At 60.4% G+C, this 24,027-nt stretch carries 23 protein-coding genes; 16 read left to right on the forward strand and 7 right to left on the reverse strand.

Features of this window, described 5'->3' with window-relative positions; all coding sequences use genetic code 11:
- Positions 1-4 precede the first annotated feature (4 nt).
- On the forward strand, positions 5-181 hold the full coding sequence (locus ACR0E6_RS02060) for a hypothetical protein (protein ID WP_170622023.1): 177 nt from the start codon (positions 5-7) through the stop codon (positions 179-181).
- A gap of 4 nt (positions 182-185) precedes the next feature.
- Here the strand turns inward: ACR0E6_RS02060 and ACR0E6_RS02065 are convergent, their stop codons facing one another.
- From ACR0E6_RS02065 to ccmI, 3 genes are read right to left on the reverse strand one after another with little or no spacing between them, the layout of a single operon-like run.
- Positions 186-419, reverse strand: coding sequence for a DUF1289 domain-containing protein (locus ACR0E6_RS02065; RefSeq protein ID WP_170735163.1), 234 nt, complete (start codon positions 417-419; stop codon positions 186-188).
- A 17-nt stretch (positions 420-436) separates the two neighbouring features.
- Positions 437-901: a Holliday junction resolvase RuvX gene (gene ruvX, locus ACR0E6_RS02070; protein ID WP_480580603.1), complete on the reverse strand. Its 465-nt coding sequence runs from the start codon at positions 899-901 to the stop codon at positions 437-439.
- The gene (ccmI, locus tag ACR0E6_RS02075) at positions 898-2,118 is read right to left on the reverse strand and encodes a c-type cytochrome biogenesis protein CcmI (protein ID WP_480580605.1); all 1,221 of its coding nucleotides are present in this window, start codon (positions 2,116-2,118) and stop codon (positions 898-900) included. The genes ruvX and ccmI overlap by 4 nt, the downstream gene beginning before the upstream one ends.
- A 176-nt stretch (positions 2,119-2,294) precedes the next feature.
- Here ccmI and ACR0E6_RS02080 point away from each other — a divergent pair, with 176 nt between their 5' ends.
- From ACR0E6_RS02080 to ACR0E6_RS02110, 7 genes are all read left to right on the forward strand, one after another.
- Positions 2,295-3,539: a sarcosine oxidase subunit beta family protein gene (locus tag ACR0E6_RS02080; protein WP_170519556.1), complete on the forward strand. Its 1,245-nt coding sequence runs from the start codon at positions 2,295-2,297 to the stop codon at positions 3,537-3,539.
- 75 nt (positions 3,540-3,614) lie between these two features.
- Complete coding sequence (locus tag ACR0E6_RS02085; protein WP_480580607.1) at positions 3,615-3,944, forward strand: sarcosine oxidase subunit delta; 330 nt, start codon at positions 3,615-3,617, stop codon at positions 3,942-3,944.
- Positions 3,945-4,011: 67 nt separating this feature from the next.
- On the forward strand, positions 4,012-7,026 hold the full coding sequence (locus ACR0E6_RS02090) for a sarcosine oxidase subunit alpha family protein (protein ID WP_480580609.1): 3,015 nt from the start codon (positions 4,012-4,014) through the stop codon (positions 7,024-7,026).
- Positions 7,019-7,585 carry a sarcosine oxidase subunit gamma family protein gene (locus ACR0E6_RS02095; RefSeq protein WP_170449750.1) on the forward strand — a complete coding sequence of 189 codons (567 nt, stop codon included), beginning with the start codon at positions 7,019-7,021 and terminating at the stop codon, positions 7,583-7,585. The genes ACR0E6_RS02090 and ACR0E6_RS02095 overlap by 8 nt, the downstream gene beginning before the upstream one ends.
- A 203-nt stretch (positions 7,586-7,788) precedes the next feature.
- The gene (locus ACR0E6_RS02100; RefSeq protein WP_170449753.1) at positions 7,789-8,265 is read left to right on the forward strand and encodes a hypothetical protein; all 477 of its coding nucleotides are present in this window, start codon (positions 7,789-7,791) and stop codon (positions 8,263-8,265) included.
- 19 nt (positions 8,266-8,284) lie between these two features.
- Positions 8,285-8,761, forward strand: coding sequence for a hypothetical protein (locus ACR0E6_RS02105; protein ID WP_170449755.1), 477 nt, complete (start codon positions 8,285-8,287; stop codon positions 8,759-8,761).
- The gene (locus ACR0E6_RS02110; protein WP_480580611.1) at positions 8,733-9,224 is read left to right on the forward strand and encodes a hypothetical protein; all 492 of its coding nucleotides are present in this window, start codon (positions 8,733-8,735) and stop codon (positions 9,222-9,224) included. Before ACR0E6_RS02105 ends, ACR0E6_RS02110 begins: the two co-directional genes overlap by 29 nt.
- A 72-nt stretch (positions 9,225-9,296) precedes the next feature.
- Here ACR0E6_RS02110 and ACR0E6_RS02115 read toward each other — a convergent pair whose 3' ends face one another.
- Positions 9,297-10,058, reverse strand: coding sequence for an FkbM family methyltransferase (locus tag ACR0E6_RS02115; protein ID WP_170449759.1), 762 nt, complete (start codon positions 10,056-10,058; stop codon positions 9,297-9,299).
- 100 nt (positions 10,059-10,158) lie between these two features.
- On the opposite strand from ACR0E6_RS02115, the gene ACR0E6_RS02120 reads away from it, so the two are divergent.
- The 3 genes from ACR0E6_RS02120 (at position 10,159) to ACR0E6_RS02130 (ending at position 12,304) form a co-directional block, all read left to right on the forward strand.
- Positions 10,159-10,758, forward strand: coding sequence for a superoxide dismutase (locus ACR0E6_RS02120; RefSeq protein WP_480580614.1), 600 nt, complete (start codon positions 10,159-10,161; stop codon positions 10,756-10,758).
- Between the two features lie 3 nt (positions 10,759-10,761).
- Positions 10,762-11,643 (forward strand): metallophosphoesterase, encoded by an 882-nt coding sequence (locus ACR0E6_RS02125; RefSeq protein ID WP_480580616.1) that lies wholly within the window; start codon positions 10,762-10,764, stop codon positions 11,641-11,643.
- 199 nt (positions 11,644-11,842) lie between these two features.
- Entirely contained in the window at positions 11,843-12,304 is a 462-nt protein-coding gene (locus ACR0E6_RS02130; RefSeq protein ID WP_480580618.1) for a baeRF12 domain-containing protein, read from the forward strand.
- A 30-nt stretch (positions 12,305-12,334) separates the two neighbouring features.
- On the opposite strand, the gene ACR0E6_RS02135 is transcribed toward ACR0E6_RS02130, so the two are convergent.
- The gene (locus ACR0E6_RS02135) at positions 12,335-12,886 is read right to left on the reverse strand and encodes an LOG family protein (protein ID WP_480580620.1); all 552 of its coding nucleotides are present in this window, start codon (positions 12,884-12,886) and stop codon (positions 12,335-12,337) included.
- Positions 12,887-13,013: 127 nt separating this feature from the next.
- Here ACR0E6_RS02135 and ACR0E6_RS02140 point away from each other — a divergent pair, with 127 nt between their 5' ends.
- From ACR0E6_RS02140 to ACR0E6_RS02150, 3 genes are all read left to right on the forward strand, one after another.
- Positions 13,014-14,369, forward strand: coding sequence for a LysM peptidoglycan-binding domain-containing protein (locus ACR0E6_RS02140; protein ID WP_480580622.1), 1,356 nt, complete (start codon positions 13,014-13,016; stop codon positions 14,367-14,369).
- Between the two features lie 76 nt (positions 14,370-14,445).
- Positions 14,446-16,251 carry an ABCB family ABC transporter ATP-binding protein/permease gene (locus ACR0E6_RS02145; protein WP_480580624.1) on the forward strand — a complete coding sequence of 602 codons (1,806 nt, stop codon included), beginning with the start codon at positions 14,446-14,448 and terminating at the stop codon, positions 16,249-16,251.
- Between the two features lie 108 nt (positions 16,252-16,359).
- Entirely contained in the window at positions 16,360-16,683 is a 324-nt protein-coding gene (locus ACR0E6_RS02150) for a hypothetical protein (RefSeq protein WP_170519523.1), read from the forward strand.
- Between the two features lie 58 nt (positions 16,684-16,741).
- Here ACR0E6_RS02150 and ACR0E6_RS02155 read toward each other — a convergent pair whose 3' ends face one another.
- Positions 16,742-20,521, reverse strand: coding sequence for an efflux RND transporter permease subunit (locus ACR0E6_RS02155; RefSeq protein WP_480580626.1), 3,780 nt, complete (start codon positions 20,519-20,521; stop codon positions 16,742-16,744).
- Positions 20,518-21,750 carry an efflux RND transporter periplasmic adaptor subunit gene (locus ACR0E6_RS02160; protein WP_480580628.1) on the reverse strand — a complete coding sequence of 411 codons (1,233 nt, stop codon included), beginning with the start codon at positions 21,748-21,750 and terminating at the stop codon, positions 20,518-20,520. Before ACR0E6_RS02160 ends, ACR0E6_RS02155 begins: the two co-directional genes overlap by 4 nt.
- 224 nt (positions 21,751-21,974) lie before the next feature.
- On the opposite strand from ACR0E6_RS02160, the gene ACR0E6_RS02165 reads away from it, so the two are divergent.
- Positions 21,975-22,646 (forward strand): hypothetical protein, encoded by a 672-nt coding sequence (locus ACR0E6_RS02165; protein WP_480580630.1) that lies wholly within the window; start codon positions 21,975-21,977, stop codon positions 22,644-22,646.
- A gap of 39 nt (positions 22,647-22,685) precedes the next feature.
- Positions 22,686-24,008 (forward strand): PQQ-binding-like beta-propeller repeat protein, encoded by a 1,323-nt coding sequence (locus ACR0E6_RS02170; protein ID WP_480580632.1) that lies wholly within the window; start codon positions 22,686-22,688, stop codon positions 24,006-24,008.
- The last annotated feature ends 19 nt before the right edge of the window (positions 24,009-24,027 follow it).

Genomic DNA, 24,027 nt, shown 5'->3' on the forward strand with positions numbered 1-24,027 from the left:
AGTTGTGCTGCCTTTGCCCGGTGATTTGGCCCGTGACGATCAACAAGGCCCGATCTCCGACCAGCCTCGGACAAGCCAGTCCGAGATCATCAATCTGTTTGCAGAAGAATTGCGCGGTCGGGAACCGATTCACAGCGCGACCGATGCCAAGGACGAGGACCGGCGCGTCAAAACGAACTAGGGGTTCAGGAACCGTTCAACCGGGCCGCCCGACCGCCGCGACGTTTTGCCAGGCGCGGCTTGCGGGCGGACAGGTCTTCCATGATCTCGGCGCGTTCGCTGCTGTCCATCTTGGACCACCGGGTGATCTCGTCGATGGTGCGGTAGCAGCCGGTGCAGATCCGCTCGGTCGGGTGTACGACACAGATCTGGACACACGGGCTTTCAACCTCGTTCCGTTTCCAAACCATATTTGTCATCAGCGGTCTCCGACCAGTTAGAGAAAGCGCAGCCTGTCCAGCGCTCCCTGCAGGATATAACCGGCTGCGACGTGGTCGATAACCTGTCCGCGACGTTTTCGTGTCGTATCCGCCTCGAGCAGTGCCTTTTCTGCCGCAACCGTGCTGAGCCGTTCGTCCCAGAACCCGATGGACACGTCGGTCAGGCGCGACAGATTGCGGGCAAAGGCGCGGGTCGATTGGCACCTTGGCCCCTCAGTCCCGTCCATGTTTTTCGGCAGTCCCAGAATGACGCCGCCGATCTCGCGATCTGCGATGATCTCAAGCAAACGGGCGGAATCCAGAGTGAACTTTTTGCGTCGCACGGTTTCCAGCGGGCTGGCTACGCCGCGTATCCGGTCCGAGACCGCGACGCCGATGGTCTTTTCCCCAAGGTCCAGCCCCATCAGCGCGGTCATCGGGGGCAGGGCGGCTGCGAAATCTTCGAACGCGTCGTGGATCATTGCGCGATACCGGCTTGCAGGGCGGCCGCGTCCAGCATCTGCAACGCATCCGCGTTATCGGCAAACACCACTTTCGCTTCCTTGTGGATATCTATGGCCCGCTGGCCTTGCCCCAGTACCCCAAGTGCTGCAATCAGACGGGCCCATTCCTCGGGCGAGCCGCCTTCGGTCGCCAACCGGTCTGAAAGCTGGTCGACCATGCCCTGAATCATCTCCTGCCGTTCTTCCGGCGTCAGCTCGGCTGCGGCGGCCATATCCTCTTGGCTCGGTCCGGGGGCCGGTGCAATGTCCGGCACGTTGAAAACACCTGCTCGGAAGGCAAGCTCATCCAGTTGAACCCTGATCGCCTCGGCCCAGGGCGCGCCCTGGGGGGCGTCGCGCAGGGTTTCGATCCACATGCGATAAGCGATGTCCGGGCGTCCGACCTGCGCCAACATCTGGCCCAGATAGTACCGGGCCGGCCCGTGCCGTGGATCGCGATCCAGCGCTTGCGACAGCGCCTGCTCGGCCTCGGGCGAGACATATCCGTTGGCCGCCAGAATCATCATCTCGGCGAAATCCGCATAGGCATCGGCGGTTGCGGTGTCTCCGGACAGCTCGATCACCCGCTGCTGCGCCTGGTATCCGGCCTTGAAGTTGCCAGCGTTGGTTTCGTGCTGAGCCAACAGCATATGCCCCTGCAAATCATCGGGCCGTGCTTCAACTGTTTCGCGCAACTGGTTGAGAAGGTTCGCGTAACTTTCATCCAGCTCGCGCGGTGGTGGTGGTGTCGCCAACTCCTCGGCAGCGGCTTGCGGCGGACGGTTTGCACGCACCTCCTCGGCCAGTTCGATGCGGTCGGTCAGGGGCATGTCCGGCAGACCAACCGCGCCGATCCGCTGATACATCCACAACCCGCCGCCCGCCAGAACCACGGTCAGACACGCAATTGTGATCGCGGAAACAACGCCCGACGGCCCGGCACCCGCGACCTCTTTGGCCATCTGTGCATCTGCTGCCAGAATGCGGCGCGAGATTTCGGTACGGACCCGTTCGGCATCCGCTTCACCAATGACACCGCGCGCCAGATCGCGGTCAACGCTGGCCAGTTGTTCCCGATAGACCCGCAAATCATACGCCGCCGCAGGCTCGGCGCCGCGACGGCCACGCAGCAGGCTGTAGCTCAGGAACGCTGCGATCAACAGCGCAATGGTCAGTAGCAGAACCCAGAACGTCATGGTCTCTCCGAAATAGCTGCTTTGACTTAGACCCGTCGGACGTCCGACAAAAGGGACAAATGGCCGCGAAAGGGCGACATGTCGCAATAGTGCTATATTGTGGCGTTGCCCGGCAGGGGTAGAGTCGGCCAACACGGCATATCTGCGCACAATCACCGAACCGGATGGATTCGCTTATGAAACACTATTCAGCCTTTGCTGTGGCGCGCGAAGCGTTGCGCTATCACACAGGATGGGAACGCGCCTGGCGGTCCCCCCAGCCCAAGAAACGCTATGACGTGATCATCGTCGGTGCGGGGGGGCATGGTCTGGCGACGGCCTATTACCTTGGCAAAAACTACGGCATCCAGAACGTCGCCGTGATCGAAAAGGGCTGGCTGGGTGGCGGCAATACCGGGCGGAATACGACCATCATCCGGTCGAACTACCTGCAGGATCCGTCGGCGGCTTTGTACGAAAAGGCGCGTAGCCTGTATGAAGACCTGAGCCAGGACCTGAACTACAATGTCATGTTCAGCCCGCGCGGTGTTATGATGCTGGCCCAGACCCAGCACGAAATTCGCGGCTATCAGCGCACCGCCCACGCAAACGCGCTGCAAGGCGTCAAGACCGAGTGGATCGGCCCCGAGCGCGTCAAGGAACTGGTCCCGATCATCAATATCGACGGCCCCCGCTATCCGGTACTGGGGGCGCTGTGGCAGGAACGCGGCGGCACCGCGCGCCACGATGCGGTGGCCTGGGGCTATGCCCGCGCATGTTCGGCGATGGGGATGGACATCATCCAGCAATGCGAAGTCAAAGGCGTTCGGTCCGAAAATGGTCGCGTTGTCGGCGTTGATACCACCAAAGGCTCAATCGACTGTGACAAGCTGGGGATCGTGGTGGCAGGCCATTCCGGTCAACTGGCCGAGATGGCGGGCTTCCGTCTGCCTTTGGAGGCGATTGCCCTGCAGGCTCTGGTGTCAGAGCCGATCAAACCCTGCATGGACGTGGTCGTGATGGCCAACACCGTGCACGGTTACATGTCGCAGTCCGACAAGGGCGAGATGGTGATCGGTGGCGGCACCGACGGGTTCAACAACTACACCCAGCGCGGCAGCTTCCACCACATCGAGGAAACGGTACGGGCACTGGTCGAGACCTTCCCGATGATCTCGCGCCTGAAAATGCTGCGCCAATGGGGCGGGATCGTGGACATGACCGGGGATCGCTCTCCCATCCTGTCGTCAACACCTCTGGGCAATTGCTTCATCAACTGCGGATGGGGCACCGGCGGCTTCAAGGCCATTCCGGGCTCGGGTTGGGGCATGGCACAGCTGATGGCCACGGGGCATTCGCCACTGACCGAGGCCTTCTCGCTGGACCGCTTCAAAGAGGGCCGCTTCATCGACGAAAGCGTCGCCGCCGGGGTGGCGCACTAAGGGGCTGCCCGAAGGTGCCAAAGAACAGAATTCTGATCGGCCCGCGCGCCGACTGACCGCCAAAAGGATGACCACATGCTGATCCTGAATTGCCCCTATTGTGGCGTTGACGCCGAAGAAACCGAACTGGCCGCCGGTGGCGAGGCGCATCTGAAGCGTTTCGGCCCCGGCTCGTCGGATGACGAGTTCCACGACTACCTGTTCATGCGCGAAAACCCAAAGGGCGTTCACCTTGAACGCTGGCGCCACGCCAATGGCTGCGGCAAGTGGTTCCACGCCGCGCGCTGCACCCAGACGCTCGAGGTGTTCGGCACCTACACCGCCCAGACCTCTGAGCCGCCGCAAGAGATCAAGGACGCCATCGCCGCCAAACGGCCCGGCTGGACGTGGAGAGAGTTCTCCTGATGCTTCATCTTTTCCAAAATACTCCCGCCGGAGGCCCTGACGCCTCCACCTGCGAAAGGTCCGCACAATGAGCACCCGTCTCGCAAAACAAGGCCGTCTGATTGATCGGTCGAAAAAGGTTACCTTCACCTTCAACGGCACCTCGATGCAGGGGTACGAGGGCGACACGCTTGCCTCGGCCCTGCTGGCCAATGATCAGATGATGATGGGCCGGTCGTTCAAATACCACCGCCCGCGCGGCGTGGTCGCCAGCGGCGCGGAAGAGCCGAACGCTCTGGTCGGACTGGGGCAGGGTAATCGGTTCGAGCCGAACCAGCGCGCCACCACGACCGAGCTGTTCAACGGACTGACCGCAGCGTCGCAGAACCATTGGCCGAATCTGGAATTCGACGTGGGCGCGATCAACACCCACCTGTCGCGGTTCCTGCCCGCCGGGTTCTACTACAAGATGTTCATCCATCCGAAACCGTTCTGGAAGCATGTGTATGAACCCTTCATCCGCCAGTCCGCCGGTCTGGGCAAGGCCCCCGACAAGGACAGCCGCGATGCGGACACTTATGAGCACTTCTATGCCTTCACCGACGTCCTGGTGATCGGCGGCGGAGTGGCTGGTCTGCAGGCAGCCAAGACGGCAGCGGCGTCTGGTGCCAAGGTCATGCTGATCGAACAGACCGCGCATTGGGGCGGTCGCGCTCCGGTTGACGGCGGGTTGGTAGATGGTGAGCCTGTGGATAAGTTCGTGGAACAATTGGTTTCCGAACTCGAAACAATGGACAATGTCACGATGCGGTCCCGCTGCATGGGCGCGGGGGTCTATGACCACGGTTACGTGCTGGGATACGAGCGTCTGACCGACCACAACCCGGGCGCGCAAGGCCCGCGCCATCGTCTGTGGCGTATCCGCGCCAAACAGGTTGTGACGGCGACCGGAGCCATCGAGCGTCCGCTGTCCTTTGCGGGTAACGATGTGCCGGGCGTGATGCTGGCCTCGGCCATGCGTGACTATGTCGTGAACTGGGGTGTAACCCCGGGCGAGAAGGTGATCGTCGCCACCAACAACGATGACGCCTATCGCACGGCTATTGCCCTGAAACAGGCCGGAGTGGATGTGATCCGCGTGGTCGATGCCCGCGCCACCGCCGGACCGCTGGCGGAAGAGGCGCGCCAGCTTGGCATCCGCGTCGATCCGGGCAAGGCCATCGCCAAGGTCAAGGGCGGCAAGCGCGTCAAGAAAGTTGCCATCTGTAATCAAGAGGGCGTCGGCGGCGCGCGGGAAGAGGTCGAATGCGACGCGGTTGCCATGTCGGGCGGTTGGTCTCCGGTTGTGCATATGTGGTCGCATTGCGGCGGCAAGCTGATCTGGGATGAGGCGAACGCCCATTTCCGCCCCGACCCGTCGCGCCCGCCTCTGGGTGCAAATGGCGAAGGGTTCGTTCTGGCCGCCGGGTCGTCGAACGGTCCGCTGGCTTTGGCGGATGTTATGGCCGACGCGGATGCGGCTGGTAAGGCCGCAGCCAAAGCAGCCGGTCACAAGCCTAAGCGTACCAAGGCCCCGGTGGGCGAGACCACGGACGAGGCTCCGATGGAGGCCGTCTGGCTGATGCCCGCCAATGCCGACATCCAGCTGCGGATGAAGTCGTGGTTGGATTTCCAGAACGACGTCAAAGTCTCGGACGTTCAGCTGGCCGCGCGCGAAGGCTACGAAAGCGTCGAACATACCAAGCGTTACACCACGCTGGGCATGGCGACCGATCAGGGTAAGTTGAGCAATATCAACGGCTTAGCGATCCTTGCTGATGCGCTGGAATCAGAGATTCCGAAGGTCGGCACCACCACGTTCCGCCCGCCCTACACGCCGATCTCTCTGGCGTCGATTGGCGGTGAAGCGCGCGGAGAGGTGTTCCAGCCGATCCGACAGACGCCGATGCACAACTGGCACGACAAGAACGGCGCCGATTGGGAGCCGGTCGGCCAGTGGCGCCGGACCTATGCCTATGTGCGTCCCGGTGAATCCGTGCATGACGCGGTGAACCGCGAGGTGAAGAACACCCGCGACAACCTCGGCCTGCTGGACGCCTCGACTCTGGGCAAGTTGATCGTTAAAGGCCCGGATGCGGGCAAGTTCCTCGACATGATGTATACCAACATGATGTCCACGCTGAAGATCGGCAAATGCCGCTATGGTCTGATGTGCTCGGAAAACGGGTTCCTGATCGACGACGGCGTTGTCGCCCGCATCGATGAGGATACATGGCTGTGCCACACCACCACCGGCGGGGCCGAGCGCATCCATGGCCATATGGAAGAGTGGTTGCAGACCGAATGGTGGGACTGGAAAGTCTATGTCGCCAATGTGACCGAGCAATACGCTCAGGTCGCCGTGGTTGGCCCCAATGCCCGCAAGGTGCTTGAGAAACTGGGCGGGATGGATGTGTCGAAAGAGGCGCTGCCCTTCATGGAATGGCGCGACGGAAAAATCGGTGACTTCGATTGCCGCGCTTACCGCATCTCGTTCTCGGGTGAGCTGTCCTATGAGATCGCCGTGCCTGCGTCGCAGGGACAGGCGTTTTGGGACGCGCTGATGGAGGCTGGCAAAGAATTCGGTGTGATGCCGTACGGCACCGAATGTCTGCACATCCTGCGGGCCGAAAAGGGCTTTATCATGATCGGGGACGAGACCGACGGCACCGTGATCCCGCAGGATCTGGGGCTGCACTGGGCGCTGTCGAAAAAGAAAGAGGACTACCTCGGCAAACGCGCCCATTCGCGGACCCATATGGCCGATCCCGAGCGCTGGAAACTGGTCGGCTTGGAGACTGTGGATGGTTCCGTTCTGCCGGACGGCGCTTACGCAGTGGGCGAGGGCGTCAACGCCAATGGTCAGCGCAACATGATCGGGCGCGTGACCTCGACTTATTACTCGGCCAATCTGGGCAAAGGCATCGCCATGGGCCTGATCAAGCACGGCCCCGACCGGATGGGCGAGATTGTCGAGTTCCCGGGCACGGATGACAAAATCTACAAAGCCAAGATCGTGGACCCGATCTTCTTCGACAAGGACGGGGAGAAGCAGAATGTCTGAACCCATCAGCGCACTGAACCACGCCAGCTATGACGGCATCGCCAGGGTCGAGGAAACCGGCCTGCAGGGCATGATCACCCTGCGCGGCGACCTGTCCGACAAGGTGCTGGCCAAGGCCGTCAAGGATGCCACCGGGCAGAAAATGCCCGGCCAGCGTGAGGCTCTGGTCGATGGCGACACCGGCGTCTGCTGGATGTCCACCGACGAGTTGCTGGTGCTGGTGCCATATGCCGAGGTCGAGGCCAAACTGGCGGCGATGACCAATGCGCTTGGCGGCACGCATGCCCTGGCGGTCAACGTCTCGGACGCGCGGGCGGTGTTCCGCATTTCGGGCGCGTCCGCGCGCGAGGTTCTGGGCAAACTGTCCCCGGTCGATCTGTCACCCGAGGCCTTCCAGCCCGGCCAAATCCGCCGCTCGCGTCTGGCGCAGGTGGCCGGGGCGTTCTGGATGGACGACGCCGAAACGTTCCGTGTGGTTTGTTTCCGCTCGGCTGCCGACTATGCGTTCAACCTGCTGAAGGTTGCGGCGCAGCCGGGCAGTGAAGTGGGCGTTTATTGACCCGCCCACACACCTAAGGGATCATTCGATGGCCACCTCGTTTCAGACAGGTGGCCATTTTCCTTTTTAAGACTTTTTTCGTGATTGAAGTGTCAAGTTGCGCGACAGATGCGCGCGCGAGTTAGGATTGGTAAGTTCCCCTGTTGCGGGTGGAAAGGGGCTGCTTTATCGATATGAAAAAGACTTAAACTAAAGACATTTGGATGAACATTTTTAGACTAATCGCCATCGGTTTAATCGCCGTTTCAACTATACCTGATGCAGCGCGATCCGAAACCTATTCAGAGTCGTTCGAGTGTGTTTTTAAAAAAGGTCTGGCAAACCGGCCTACGCCCGCGCGCGTCATATTCTCGGTTGACAAGTATGGGCGCTCGGCCCTGTTGCACGAAGTTGAATTGCAGGGGATCGACACACCCAAAATCGCGGCTTCAATCAATAGAAACAGCTTTCGTTTGCTCTCCATCAGTTGGTCTGGTGAGGCGTATACGTTTTCGCGCACCGGTCGACGTACAAGGGCAGGTGATCCCCGGCGAATGGTTCTTGATTTGGGGCGTCTGGATTTTTCGATCTTCTTGAACCGTAAAACGATGCGGGCAATTGCTAGCTCAAAATCAAACGTACAAGCGTCCCATGATGGCAACGCCAATGGGACCTGCGTTGAAATTCAAACGCCAAAATAACGATATGTTGGAGCAAACTATGAAACTACAAGCAATTGCATTGGCAGTCGGACTTGCGATCGTCCCGACTGTTTCAGTTTCTCAGACCTTTAAAGAGACGTATGAATGCAACTTTAGCCGTGGCATTGCCAACAAGCCGACGCCAGAGTTCTTGATCTTTTCAGTGGATGAGTACGGGCGCTCGGCGTTCATCCATGAGGCGCGGACGCCGAATATCGATACGCAACCCGGGCCCGCCAGGGTAAAGCGCGATAGTATTCGAAACCTGTCAATCGCATGGGTCGGACAAGACTATGTCTACTCGGATTCAGGCAGAAGCTATGCGTCGAACGAGTCGCGAATTGATGCCATTGACCTGCTTAATCAGGAGTTTGCGGTCTTTGTGGACCGCCGAACGCTAAAAGCAACGGCGCGGTCATCCTCATACAGCGCATATCTGCCGAGAGACGGTTTCGCGCGAGGCAAATGTGCAAAAATCCCAACGCCGTCAAACTGATACTGATAAGGTGCTGAACATGAAAATAAGACTTCTTGCCATCGGTCTGTGTTTTTTCGCCTCGGCGGCACAAGCTGAGGTGGTAAACTATGACTGTGAACTTCACAGTATTGAAGCGCAGGGATGGATTCCCTCGCGCGTTTGGCTGAGTGTCGACGCCGAAAACAAGCGGGCCCGCGTTTATGATGGCGCGATCCGTGAAGACAACAGATTGAACGGCCAGAACGACGACAAGCCCAAGGACGCGAAGTTCAAGGTGAATCGACGCGGTGAATATCAGTTGAGTTGGCGAATTTCCCTGGTGGCCAGTGCTGGCGGTCAATTGCGCGTGTCTTACACTGGGATGCTGAACCCGCAAACCAATGAGTTTGAGATGATCGCGCGGTTCCCGCAGGCCAATGTCAGCAATCGGCCCAGCGGTGTCGGGCGCTGCAAAGCGGTCAATACGCCCGCCCTCTACTGATCGGGCGGTTAATTTGGGAAGGGCATTCAGAATGTGCTTCCCAGCCCGCACGGATAGCGCGTTCTGACTGCGTCATGACGTGAGCAAATACGTCTGGAACCTAGCTAAGGCGTCTTCATCGGTCATCGGGTGACCGGACGGTGACGCCGGACCTTCACGCTGGCATGTATGGTAGAAGGACAAAAGTTCAGCCAGGTTGCCCATCTTCTCAGCCCTGTCTTCATCGCCAAGCAAAGGCGCGTGTGTTGACAACAGCAAAGCCGGGCGTTGCCGTTTGAGCCATGAGATCAGCGCGGGCAGGACAAAGAACTCAGCCCCTTCGATATCCATCTTGACCAACGAAACGCCGGACAGGTCATTGGCCGCCTCGAACTGTTCCCACGCAATCGTCAGGGCATCCGTTCCATGCGCGCCGTCATGCAGCAGGGAACTGGTCGAATCCCCCGGCTCTCCGCGGACCGAGGCCATACGGGCCACGCCGAACTGATCCGACAGGGCGACCCCGAAGGCTGAAACATTGTGGATGTCGTTCAGGTCCAGATTCCACGCCAAATGCCGGAACGCGGTCGGGTCGGGTTCGAAACACCACACATGTCGCGCTTTGCGGGCACCGTACAGCACGGTGGGGCCGATCCACGCCCCGATATCCAGATAGTCACGATCAGGCGACAGGTATTGGTCCAGAACCGCAAAGGTTTCGGGCTCCCAGTCGCCCGCAGAGGCTTTGCGCCAGAATTTCGAATGATAGGGGTCCAGGCGGAACGGCTCGCCGTTCAGGGTGCCCGCATAGTATCCGCGGGCGCGGTAGAACATCTTGCGCGCCTGTGTCAGCATCGCGGACCTCCGGGTTTTCTTGTCTCGGCTCTTGACCTGCGGCTGCTGCCAAAGCATTTAACCTTGGGAACCGCAACTTACATTTTAACAGGGGGCCGACATGGCTTTTGAACTTCCTGATCTTCCTTATGCACATGACGCGCTGGCAGCCAAGGGTATGTCCGCGGAAACACTGGAATATCACCACGACCTGCACCACAAGGCCTATGTCGACAATGGCAACAAGCTGATCGCCGGGACCGAGTGGGACGGCAAGTCGCTGGAAGAGATCATCGTTGGCACCTACGACGCAAACGCCGTGGCGCAGAACGGTATCTTCAACAACATCAGCCAGCTGTGGAACCACAACCAGTTCTGGGAGATGATGGGCCCCGGCGGCAATGCCATGCCCGGTGAGCTGGAGAAGGCTCTGACCGAAAGCTTCGGCTCGGTTGACCAGTTCAAGTCGCAATTCAGCGCCGCAGGTGCCGGCCAGTTTGGCTCGGGCTGGGCGTGGCTGGTCAAGAACGCGGACAGCTCGCTGGCCGTGACCAAGACTGAAAACGGCGTGAATCCGCTGTGCTTTGGTCAGACCGCGCTGCTGGGATGTGATGTGTGGGAGCACAGCTACTACATCGATTTCCGCAACAAGCGCCCGGCTTACCTGTCGAACTTCCTCGACAATCTGGTAAACTGGGAAAACGTTGCATCGCGGATGTAAACCTTGACCCGACGAGGGTTCATAAAGGGCCTGCTGGCGGTGACGCTGGCAGGCCTTTTTGCTGCGTTTTACGGGTTTTTCATCGAACCGGCGCTGCGCTTGCGTGTGCGTCGGTGGCGGGTGAAGCGCTCGGATTGGCCGCAGGATCGCCCAGTCAAGGTCGCGGTCCTGACCGACCTTCATATGGCTGAGCCGACGACGCCGCTGTCTCGGCTAGAGAAGATCGTGGCGCGCACAAATGCCCTGGGTGCCGATCTGATCGTGGTTTTGGGCGATCTGACGGCCGGGCATAGCTATGTGACCAAGGATGTTCCGGTGCGTGAGACGGCCACGGTTTTGGGGGCATTGTCGGCTCCGCTAGGTGTTTACGCGATATTGGGCAACCACGATTGGTGGCAGGACAAAGCCGCGCAAGACCGGGGGCGCGGGCCGGTCGAAACCGCTGTCGAGCTAGAGCGCAACGGTATCCCGGTGTTGGAAAACAAGGCGGTAGCCTTGCCAAACGGTGTCTGGTTGGCGGGCCTTGGGGATCAGATCGCCATACGCCATAGCCGAGGTGTTTATACCGGGGTGGATGATCTGCCCGGAACGCTAGCGCAGATCCCGCAGGACGCCCCGGCAATTCTGTTGGCACATGAGCCCGACATTTTTCCCAAGGTGCCCGGCCGTGTTGCATTGACGTTGTGCGGTCACACTCATGGAGGGCAGGTGCGGCTGTTCGGGTGGTCCCCGGTCGTGCCATCGCGGTTCGGCAATCGCTATGCGTATGGCCATGTGCACGAAGATGGGCGCGATCTGGTTGTGTCGGGCGGCATTGGCTGTTCCATGCTGCCGGTGCGTTTTGGCGTAACGCCCGAGATCACCGTGATCGAGCTGTCGGCCTGATCAGAAAAATCCCGCCGATGAACAAAGTTTCATCCTGAGACGGCATTGTACCCCACCCGCCAATGCTTACCTAAGGTGAGCGGAAGGAGAAACCCGCCAACAACAAAACAGACGGCAACCGCCACACCTGCGCGGCTGTGGGCAGACGCTATGCCTGACGGATGAGGGATGCCACCTGACATCGCTACGGGAGAACACGATGGTCGCACTTGCACAAGGAACCTGGGTTATTATTGCAGACGGGGAAAAGGCGCTGTTCATGGAGAACATCACCGACGCCGAAGACCCCAATCTGGTTGTTGTTTCGGTCGAAGAACCGGATGCGCTGCCTGCAAAGCCTTCAGATCGTGCAGGGCGTCGAAATGACGGTGGTCCCAATCAGAAATCGGCGATGGAGGAGGCGTCCTGGAAAACCCATGCCAAGTCCCTGTTTGTGCAGGACCTGGCAAATCTGCTGAACCGCAAGGGGTTGAAGGGCGCGTATAAACGTCTGGTTCTGGTCGCCAGCCCCCATGTGCTGGGGCTGTTGCGGCGGCGTTTGCACAGCGACGTGCTGGCCAAGGTCGTGGCCGAGGTCGATAAGACGCTGACCAACCATCCGCTGCACAAGGTCGAGCAGGTTTTGCGGCAACGGCTAAAGCCCGCACCGCGACTTGCGTAACTGCGGCTTGGGCGGCATTTGTCGCCCAGACTATCCCAACGTATCGCGCAAAGCGGCCACGGCAGCCTCGGCGCTTTCGGCCCAAATGATGAAATCGGCCAGCGATGCGTCGGCAAAGCCCTGACCGATGACCTGATCCAGCAGCGTTTGCAGCGCGTCCCAGTAGCCATCGACATTCACCACGACGATGGGTTTGTCATGCAGACCCAACTGCCGCCATGTCAGCGCCTCGAACAGCTCATCCAATGACCCGGGGCCGCCGGGTAGAACAACGACCGCGTCGGCATTCATGATCATGACCTTCTTGCGCTCGTGCATCGTTTCGGTGATCACGAAATGGGTCAGGTCGGTTTTGCCAACCTCGCGCTGCACCAGATGTACCGGGATAACGCCAAAGGTCTCGCCGCCTGCGTCCTGTGCGGCGCGGGCGACTTCGCCCATCAGGCCAACATCTCCGGCGCCGTAAACAAGCCGCCAGCCTTCCTTTGCCAGCAAGGTGCCAAACGTTCGGGCCGTATCGGAATAGGCCGGTTTTGCGCCATTGCGTGACCCGCAATACACACAGACAGATTTCTGGGACATCGAATGGGGGCTCCGGGGTTGTGTCAGGGGTTTTGACCCGTGATAGCGGGATTGATAAATTGGCTCAACTGTCCGCCGGAACGCATTAGGAATGAATGCCTTCGCGCTGCGGAGCGAAAGGAAAAGAATGGACGCCAAGTCGGGAAACGGAAGCTCGGGCAACTTCGTATGGGGGGTGGTTGCCGGTATCATCGCAATTCTGGGGGCCGGCGGGCTGTATCTGTCCGGGGTCTTCACCTCGGCCCCGGCACCGGAAGACGTCCCTCAGGAACAAACGGCTGCGGTGCCGGCGGACGAGACTGAGCAACCGACTGAAGAAGCAGAGCCTGAGCAAGCAGCCGAAGCCCCCGCGCAGGACACCGCCGAGGTTGCGTCGGATGAGGCCGAAACCGCCGCGGAAGAGCCCGCGCCTGAGGTTGCCGATACCGCGACCGACGAGCCAACCCAAGCAGAGCCTGAGGCGGAGACCACCGAAGAGGTGGCCGAGGCCCCCGCAATCGCCGCTCCTGTCCTTGATCAGATTTTCGTTGAAAAAGACGGCAATGCTCTGCTGTCCGGCGAGGCCGCGCCCGGCAGCGAGATTCAGGTACTGCTGGACGGAGAACCCCTTCACAGCTTCACCGTGGACAGCAGCGGGCAGTTTGCCGAGTTCGTGTCGATCCCGTTCAGCGATGATGCGCAAGGTCTGGTGCTGCAAACCTCGGACGGCCAGCAAACTGCGCAGTCGGATGACTACCTGATTGCGGCGCTGCCGAAACCGGTTGAAGGCGAACAGGTGGCCAGCGCCGATCCGGTGCCAGAGCCGGAGGAAGCGCCAGCGGCACCAACCGAAGCGGACAGCAGCGATGCCCCGGCGCAACCGGAACAGCCTGCTGAAGACACGCAGGTTGCCGAAGCCGCCCCGGTCGAGGATGAAGCCGACGATCAACAGATTGCCGTTCTACGCTCGGGCGAAGAGGGGGTTGAGTTGGTTCAGTCACCATCCGCATCTGCCAGCGAACCGCAACAGGTCGAGTTGGATACGATTGGCTATTCCGACACCGGTGAGGTCGAACTGACAGGCCGCGTCAGCGAAGGCTCTGCCGTTCGCCTTTACCTGAACAACCGTCTGGTTGCGGACCTGACACCTGCCGATGATGGCAATTGGCGGGGTGAGTTGGAGGGTATCGATCCGGGCGTCTACACCTTGCGGGTGGATGAGGTTGCCACCGATGGCACCGTCATCAGCCGGGTGGAAACGCCCTTCAAACGCGAGCCGGTGGAAGTTCTGCAAGCAGCCGAGGCGACGGCTTCGGAAGAGGTTGCGGAACAGGCGGCCCCGATCCGCTCGGTCACTGTGCAAAAGGGCGACACGCTATGGGCCATTTCGCGCGAGCGTTTTGGTGATGGCATTCTGTATGTCCGGTTGTTTGATGCCAACCGCGACCTGATCCGGGACCCGGACCTGATCTATCCGGGGCAGGTCTTCACGATCCCTGAATAAAGAAACCTCTGGCCCTTTTGGGGCCAGAGTATATCTCTGACCGCAGACAAGGTACGTGATGAGACGGACGGTCCCAATGACATCTGAGGAATTGGCCGAAATCGACGAGCGAAAGTCGGGCTGGCGCACGATCCGCAAGGTCACGCCTTACCTGTGGCCGGATGATGAGCCCTGGGTGAAGCGCCGGGTCGTCATTGCGATGTCGATGCTGGTGCTGGCCAAGCTGATCGCGGTCTATACACCGATCCTGTATAAAGGGGCCGTTGATGCGTTGGCGGGGGAAGGGGTTCCGCCCGTTGCGCTGGGCGCGGTCGGGTTGACCGTCGCTTATGGCGTTGCGCGCATGATGACAGTTGGGTTTCAGCAATTGCGCGATGCGTCCTTTGCCCCGGTGGGTCAACGCGCCCTGCGTGCCCTTGCGCTTGAGACCTTCGGGCATATCCACCAGTTATCGATGCGCTACCACGTCACCCGCCGCACCGGCGGCCTGAGCCGCATCATCGAGCGTGGGGTCAAAGGCGTCGATTTTCTTCTGCGGTTCCTGCTGTTCTCGATCGGGCCCCTGATCCTGGAACTGCTCTTGATCGCCGTCATCCTGATGTGGCTGTTCGACATTTGGTATCTGGTGGTCGTGGCGGTCACCATCGCGCTTTATATCTGCTTTACTTTCGTCGTCACCGAATGGCGCGTAAAGCTGCGGCGCGAGATGAATGATCAGGACACCGAAGCCAACCAACGCGCCATCGACAGCCTTCTGAACTTTGAAACCGTCAAATATTTCAACGCGGAAACGCGCGAGACCGAACGCTACGACGTTTCGATGAAGGCCTATGCCGGGGCTGCGTTGAAAACAGCCTATTCTCTGGCCTTCCTGAATTTCGGGCAGTCTTTCCTGATCACCTGTGGTCTGATCGGGGTTATGGTTCTGGCGGCCGTCGGGGTGCAAAACGGGTCGCTGACCGTAGGCGATTTCGTGATGGTGAACGCCTACATGATCCAGATTACCGTGCCGCTGAATTTCCTCGGCACCGTCTATCGCGAAATCCGGCAGTCTCTGGTGGACATGGGCCAGATGTTCGACTTGTTGGAACAACCCGCCGAGGTCAAAGACAAGCCCAATGCGCCCAAGCTGAACGTCAATGGCGGTGAGGTGACGTTGCAGGATGTACGCTTTGGCTATGACCCGGATCGTGAAATCCTGAAAGGCGTGTCTCTGACCGTTCCGGCAGGGAAGACGGTGGCCATCGTTGGGGCGACCGGGTCCGGGAAATCCACCATCGGACGCCTGCTGTTCCGTTTCTATGACGTCACCGGAGGGGCTCTGAAAATCGACGGGCAGGATGTGCGGGACGTGACCCAAGCCAGCTTGCATGGCTCTATCGGCGTTGTGCCGCAGGACACGGTTCTGTTCAACGACACCATCCGCTACAACATCGCCTATGGCCGGGATGGCGCGACGCAGGAAGATGTCGAAGCGGTCGCGCGGGCGGCACAGATTCACGACTTCATTGCCTCCTTGCCCGAAGGCTATGACACCAAAGTGGGCGAGCGGGGGCTGAAACTGTCCGGCGGTGAAAAGCAGCGCGTTGGGATCGCCCGCACGCTGCTGAAGAACCCGCCGATCCTGTTGCTGGATGAGGCGACCTCGGCCCTTGATACGGATACCGAGCAGGACATCAAGGATGCGCTGGCCCGCGCGGGTGAAGGGCGCACTGTGATCACCATCGCCCATCGGTTGAGCACGATTGCCGAGGCCGACCGCATCGTCGTGCTCGAGGCCGGTGAGATCATCGAGCAGGGCACCCATGACGAATTGCTGGCCCGCGAGGGGCGCTATGCGCAACTGTGGAGCCGACAGCAATCCGACAGTCAGGCCGCCTGAGGCTTTCGATCAAATCGGTTGAGCTTTGAATTGACCTTTCTCCCATGGGGTGAAATTCAGGGCTGGCGCAGCGAAATGCTGCGGCGAGGTTCAACAAAGGAAATATCTATGAATAAGTTTACGGCGGCGCTGACCGCTGCGCTTTTGGTGTCGAGCACAGCGGCCAAAGCCGAAGATCTTAACTTCCTGCTGGTTAACGAGACCAGCTCGGATCTGGTTGAATTCAACGTTTCAACAAGCTCGTCCGATGAATGGGAAGAAGACCTGTTAGTCGACGGGTATCTGGCATCGGGTTACGAGGTCGAGGTTCTGATCGCCGACGGCCTGAGCACCTGCGTTTATGACATTCGCGGCGTCTTCGATGACGGCGGTACCTACGAAGATTTCGGCTTGGATTTGTGTGATCTGGGTGAATACACGTTCACCGAATAATCGGGACCGGGAGCCGGATTATTGAAGAGGGCGAACCATAGCGGTTCGCCCTTTTGTTTTACTCGGCGGCTTTCAACGGTGCGCCGGGCGGGGTGTCGGGGCGATCCTCGGGTTCGACCCGATTTGGCAGAGGCTGATCGTCCCACACAATCTCGGTCGATTGCATGGCGCGGGCGGTTCGGCCAATTGCCATGTCCTGAGCGATCCTGCTGGAACGGCCTGCGGACACCCGTGCCAGAAGCTTGCCCAGCCAAACCGCATAGGTCGTCACCCAGACGCGCAGAGCCAGGAAGGATGGCGTCACAATCAGGGTCAGCACGGTCGCGATACCCAGACCAAACACCACGGCGGTCGCCAGTTGCTTCCACCACAGCGCGGTGGGGCTGTCGATCGTGTAGCCCCCGTTTACGAAATCCAGCGACAGGCCAAACATCATCGGTGTCAGACCGGCCATTGTGGTCAGCGTGGTCAGCAGAACCGGACGGATACGCGCCTCGGCCGTGCGCACGATGGCATCGATCCGGGGCATATAGCGGCTGTATTCCTGATAGGTGTCGATCAGAACGATGTTGTTGTTCACCACGATGCCTGCCAGCGCCACGATCCCGGTGCCGGTCATGATGATCGAGAAGGGCTGCTCCATCACCAGCATCCCGATCAGGACGCCAGTCGTGGACAACACCACCGCCAGCAGCACCAGAACCGAGTTGTAGAAGCTGTTGAACTGCGCCAGCAGGATCACGAACATCAGTCCCAAAGCGGCCAGAAACGCGCTGGACAGGAAGGCCTGGCTTTCGGCCTGTTCTTCCTGATCGCCGGTCCATTCCCAGCTGATTGCGGGATCGAACGGGTCGGTTTGCAGCCACTCGGTCAGAACGGCGATACGTTCGTTTGGGTTGATCAGGCTGATGCGGGCGTCACCTGCGTCGATCACGCCGCGCAGCTCTTCAACGCTGCCTGCACCGGTCAGTTGAACAAGGTCGAACTGCTTGCCGTCCGGCGTTGTCAGGGTCGAGGGTGAAGGCGCGGCACCATCCTCAAGCGCGCGCAGAACGGCCAGACGTTTGTCGGTGCCATCGGGTCCATCGGTCACCACCTTGCTCAGACCGGGTTCGACATCGGCCTTGACGTCATAGTAACGCTCCTGATCGATGCGGTTGATCTCGGCCAGTTTGGCCACGGGTTGACGCGACACGAAGTTGGACAGCGGCACCAGCCCGTCAGGCGTGCGGACTTTCAGCGTGTCCAGGGTCGACAATACGCGGTCTTCCTCGGGCAGGCGGACGCGGATCTCGATCTCTTCATCCGTGGAGTCGGGGCGCATCTCACCCAGCAGGATACCGCGCGTGACCAGTTGCACCATGGCGCCAACAGTTGCCACGTCGGCCCCGAAACGACCCGCCTTGGCGACATCCACGTCGATCTGCCAGTCGATGCCGGGCAGGGGCAGAGTGTCTTCGATCTTGATCAGGCCGGGCATGGTATCGAACGCCTCACGCGCGGCCAGAGTGGCGCTTGTCAGACTGTCCCAACCATCACCCTTGATCCGCAGATGCACGGGCTTGGCCGAGGCCGGCCCTTGTTCCAGCGGCAGAATCTCGACCACGAAGCCGGGCAGTTCGGCCAGTTGGGTATTCAGCTCGTCCAGCACATAGTCGCCGTCATATTCAGGGGCGACAAAGTGGCGATCAAACAACCCACCCAGAATGGGTTCCGAGATGTTCGGGCGGTCTTCCCATGGGATGATCTCGAACTGAACGCGCCCGACGGTATCCGCCGGGTCCTGTGCACCGCCGTTGTTCTGGTCCAACCCGCCTTCACCGGCGAAGGAAAAGACGTTGATTACCGCAGGATGGGCCGCGATTACCTGTTCGGCGGCCAGAACCATGGCGTCTTTTTCCGCCAGCGACAGGTTGCCCCGCGCCCTTACGAAGGCGGTGGCCTGCTCGGGCTCGCTTTCGACGAAGAACTCAACGCCGCGGTTGTTTTCGCCAAAGATCGTCATCACGGTCATCACTGCAAACCCGACGGCGGCGATGGACACAATCGGCATGATCGGGTTGCCGACGAGGAACTTGATGAAATAGCCGAATGGCGTGTGCTCTTTCGCGGTATGAACCTTGGTGTCCGGCTTGCGTTCGATCTTGGCCGCACCCAGCGTGACCGATCCGGCGAACGCGCCAAAGATCATCATGACAGCGCCGATGAAGGAGCCACCACCGGGCACAAGGTAGTTCGGGTTCAACACCTGCATTGCACCCAGGAACACAAGGTAGAACGAAGGGGCCACCAGCAACGCACGCAGCCACCACGGCGTGCGGGCCCGCAGCCAATTCGAGCAGCGGTCAAAGACACGGCTGAGGCGTCCCGACACGCCGCCCATGACCGGCAGATAGATCAGCGCAACGATCAGCGAGGCGGACAGAACGAAGATCAGGGTGACGGGCAGCATCCCCATGAACTCACCCGGTACGCCCGGCCAGAACAGCATCGGCAGAAAGGCACACAGCGTTGTTGCCGTGGATGAGACGATGGGCCAGAACATCCGCTGCGCCGCCTCGACATAGGCGTGCATCGGGCCGACGCCTTCCTTGATGCGCTTGTCGGCATATTCGACCACCACAATCGCACCATCCACCAACATACCAACCGCCAGGATCAGACCAAACATCACAATGTTCGAAATACTGACGCCCATAACCGCCAGGAACGCGAAACACAGAAGGAACGAGGTGGGAATGGCAAAACCCACCAGCAACGCGGCGCGCGACCCCAGCGAGGCCAGAACAACGATCATCACCAGCGCAATCGCTGTCAGGACCGAGCCTTCCAACTGGCTGACCATCGATCCCACGATGCGGCTTTGGTCGTTCGACGTGCCGACATCCACGGCGGCTTGCAGTTCTGGCGGCCATTTGCTTTGCGCTTCGGCAACGGTTGCTTTGACCTGTTCGACCGTGTCGATCAGGTTGAACCCTTTCCGCTTGACCACCTGCAGCGCGACGGTCGGCACATTGTCGAAACGGGCTGTGCCTTCGCGGTCTTCGAAGGTGTAATTGATCTCGGCCAGTTCACCCAGCGTGATCACCCGGTCGCCGTTGACCTTGACCGGCAGCCCATAGACATCCTGCGCGGTTTTGAAGGACGAGGGGATCTTGACCGAGAATGTGCCTTGCGCCGTTTCAACCTCACCCGCTGCGATCAGCTGGTTGTTGTTTTGCACGACATTGATCAGTTCTGCTGCGGTGACGTTGTAGGCTTCCAGGCGAAGGGGGTCGATGACGACCTCAAGCAATTCGTCCCGGTTGCCCGCAATACCGGCCTCCAGCACCGAATCCAGCGCCTCAAGCTCATCCTGCAAGTCCTTGGCTACGCGGGCCATTGTGCGTTCGGGCACGGCCCCGGTCAGGTTGACGATGACGATGGGGAATTCGGAAAAGTTAATCTCGTGCAGCGAATATTGCTCGGCCCCTTCCGGGAACTCGGCCTGCGCGCTGTTCATGGCGTCGCGCACATCGGCCATGATGGCCGTCTTGTCCCAGCCAAAGTCGAATTCGAGCGCCACACCGGCATAGCTTTCGGCGGCGGTTGCCGTCATCTCTTTCAGACCGTCAAGATCCGCAAGCTCGGTCTCCATCGGTTTGACAAGCAGGTTTTCGGAATCCTCTGCCGAGATGCCCGGAAACTGGACCGACACAAACAACGCCGGGATTTCGATATCCGGCTCGCCTTCTTTTGGCAAGCTGACATAGGCAAACCCGCCGATGACCAGCGAGATGGCGATAAAGGCCAGAACCATTCGGGCCCGATCAGCGGCCCAAGCAACAATACCTGTCATTGTGACGCTTCCTGATAGGTCGGGGCGACGGTGACGCCCCGGGTCACGAATTCTTGTCCGACAACGATTATATCAGTTTTTTCCGGCAATCCGCCAATCCAGACGCCATCGGCGGTATCTCGCAATACGCGGACCGGCATGAAATCGACCGCATCGCCCGCGCCAATGGTGCGCACGCCCAACTGGCCTTCATTGTTCAGTGTCAACGCCGATTGCGGCAGCAAATGTGCCTTGGCCCCTTCGGCTGCAATGCGGATCGTTGCGGTCTGGCCGTCGCGGATGGTCAGATCGGGGTTCGGTACGGTGATCTCAACCTCGAAGGTACGGGTGGTTTCATCCGCCGACCGGCTTAGGAATGTCACGCGCCCTTCAACCTGCCGCCCGGTAACCAGTTGCGCCGAGGCTTCGGCACCGACCTGCACGCGGTTGACCTCGGTCTCCGGCACAAAGCCGACCAGCTTGATGGGGTCAAGCTGGATGACCGTGGCGCATAGCGAACCGGGCTGCATCAGGCTGCCAAGCTCTGCCGTGTCGCTTTCCAGCAGGCCCTGAAACGGGGCTTCGATGGTCAAGCGGTTGATCTCACGCCGTGCGGCTTCGACCTCGGCTGTGGCAGCTTCGATCCCGGCGCGGGTGGCTTCCAGCCCGGCTTCGGCGGACTTGATGCCGGCTTCGGCAGTGCTCATCGCGGCTTCGCTGGAAATGCGCCGGGTCTCGGACCCGAACCCGGTTTCTGACAGTTTCTGGGCGGCAGTAAGATTGATCTGCGCCTCGGCTACAAGCGCGTGCGCTTCTTCCAGCCGCGCTTCGGCCTCGGGAATGCGGCTTTCGGCTTCCAGTTTTCCGGCCATGGCTTCCGCCAGGCTGGCAGGGCGCGTGCCCGGATCAAGTTCGCACAGCAGATCGCCGGTCTCTACAAACGTACCCCGGCGTTTGGGTTCCGAGACAACGGTCGAGGTTGTTTCGGCCAGAACCTCAACCTGCCGGTTGGCTTTGGTTTGTCCACGCAGCAGCACGGCGCTGTCGATTTCGCGCGCTTCCGAACGCAGCGCGACGACGCGAATAATTGCTTCATCTGCGGCTGCAACCTGGGTTGCTTCGCCCTCGGTTGTGGAAGAGTCCTCGGCGTCACCCCGTCCGGCAAACGCAAACAGCGCGTCACGCTCGAACACAAGAAAATACAGTGCAACAATGACCAAAAGGGCGTTGATGAACGAAATCAACCGCATAAGGTACTTCTCCCAGAATTTCACGTCAGGCGGACCTGACATACATGTCTGAAAATGGGGGCGGACATGTATATTTTCTACGCTAAACTGAATAGTTCGGTTCACTTTTTTGCGCAAGAGCGGACTGCCGCTACGGTATTGTGCACAATCCGGGCCTTGGCTTGGCCGTGGTGCCGGGGTATGACATGGCGCACGAAAGCAGAAGACACAGCCCGGGGGCAGGGATGAGCGACACCGACAGTTTCATTGATGAGGTCACAGAAGAGGTACGCCGTGACCGCATGTATCTGCTGTTGCGCCGATGGGGCTGGGTCGGTGTTGTTGCCGTCATACTGGTCGTCGGCGGGGCCGCTTTCAACGAGGTTCGCAAGTCCCGCGATACGGCTCAGGCGCAAAAACTGGGCGACGAAATCCTTGCTGCGCTTGAGGAAAACGATTCTGCTGCGCGGGCGACCGAATTGCAGGCAGTTCAGCCACAATCGCCGGGCGGTGATGCCGTTCTGAGCATGCTGTTGTCCGCCGCGCAATTGGATGCCGGATCCGAACAGGACGCTGTTGCCAGCCTGAACGCAATTGCCGTTCAGGGCGATTTGCCGGAAATTTACCGGGCGATTGCAAGTTTCAAGGCACTGTTACTGCAAGCGGATACGTTGCCTGCCGCAGATCGCCGCCTGCAGTTCGAGGCTCTGGCCGCGCCGGGCGCACCGCTGCGCCTGCTGGCCGAAGAGCAACTGGCCCTGATCGATATTTCCGAGGGTGAGGTTGACGCGGCGCTGACCCGATTGCAGGCCTTGCGGCAGGATGCCGAGGTGGGTGTAGATTTGCAGCAACGCGCTGCGCAGTTGATTGTCGCCCTGGGGGGCGAGCCGGACCCGTTGGTGGCACAACAGGGCTAAGCTGGCGGTATAATAAAGGACAGGCGAGTTCGGATTGACATGGTAACACGACTATTTTCCCGTATGGGATTGCCGGTTGCGGCAATTGCCCTTACCGCTCTGGCCGCCTGTGAAGAGCCCGAGTCCATTCTGCCCGGCGCTCGCGAAGACATCCGGCCTGCCTCGGACACCGAGGTTGTGGAAACGCGCGGGTCTCAGCCGATCAGCCTGCCAGCGCAAACGGCTAACTCCAGTTGGTCGCAGAGTGCCGGAACCCCGGCTTTCCGCACCACCAACGCGGCCCTACGCGGTACGCCGCAGCGGATCTGGTCGGCGCCGATCGGCAAGGGCGACTCGCGCAAACAGCGCATCACCGCCGAACCTGTCGTGGCCGGAGGGTTGATTTACACTCTGGACGCGGTCGCGACCGTGACAGCGGTTTCGCCGCAAGGGCAGGTTGTGTGGGAGACCAACCTGATCCCCAGAAATGACGGTGATGTGGACGCGACCGGCGGCGGCATGGCCCATGCCGACGGTGTTCTGTACGTCTCCTCTGGCTTTGGCCGCCTGACCGCGATGGATGCACGAACCGGAGCGATCCGGTGGCAGAAACGCCTGAACGCCACAGGCAGCGGATCGCCGCTGGTTGCGAACGGGCTGCTGTATCTGGTCGCAGGGGACGAAACCGGCTGGACCATCGACACCAAAGACGGCCGGATTGCCTGGCAGATCGAAGGCACGCCGAGCGTCGGCAACGTTCTGGGCGCTCCGGCCCCGGTTCTGGCCTCGGACCTTGCGGTTTTTGCCTTTGGTTCCGGTGATATTGCCGCCACCTTCCGGCGGGGCGGTATCCGCCGCTGGAACGCGTCGGTTGCCGGTGGGCGCCGGGGACGGGCCGCCGCGCAGATCATCGACGTGACTGGCGGGCCGATGGTGGCGGGCGACACGATCTATATTGGCAACCATTCCGGGCGCACCGTCGCATTCGACGCGGGTTCGGGCGAACGTCGCTGGACCGCCGATGAAGGCGCGGTGGATACGGTCTGGCCTGCGGGCAACAGCATCTTCCTGATCAGCGACCGAAGCCAGTTGGTGCGCCTGAACGCTGCTGATGGCTCGATCATCTGGGCACAGGACCTGCCGGGCTTTGTCAAAGACCGTCCCGGACGGCGCGGACCGATTGTGGCCCATTACGGCCCGATTCTGGCGGGTGGACGTCTTGTCGTGTCCTCAAACGATGGCTATGTGCGCTTCTTCAATCCGGTTGACGGTTCGCAGATTTACCAGGTCGAGGTTCCGGGCGGGGCCACCACCTCACCAGTTGTGGCGGGGCAGACGCTGTATGTCGTTTCGACCAAGGGCGATCTACACGCTTTCCGTTGACGTTCAGATGCGCTAAAGG

The organism is Ruegeria sp. AP12 (assembly GCF_056540025.1).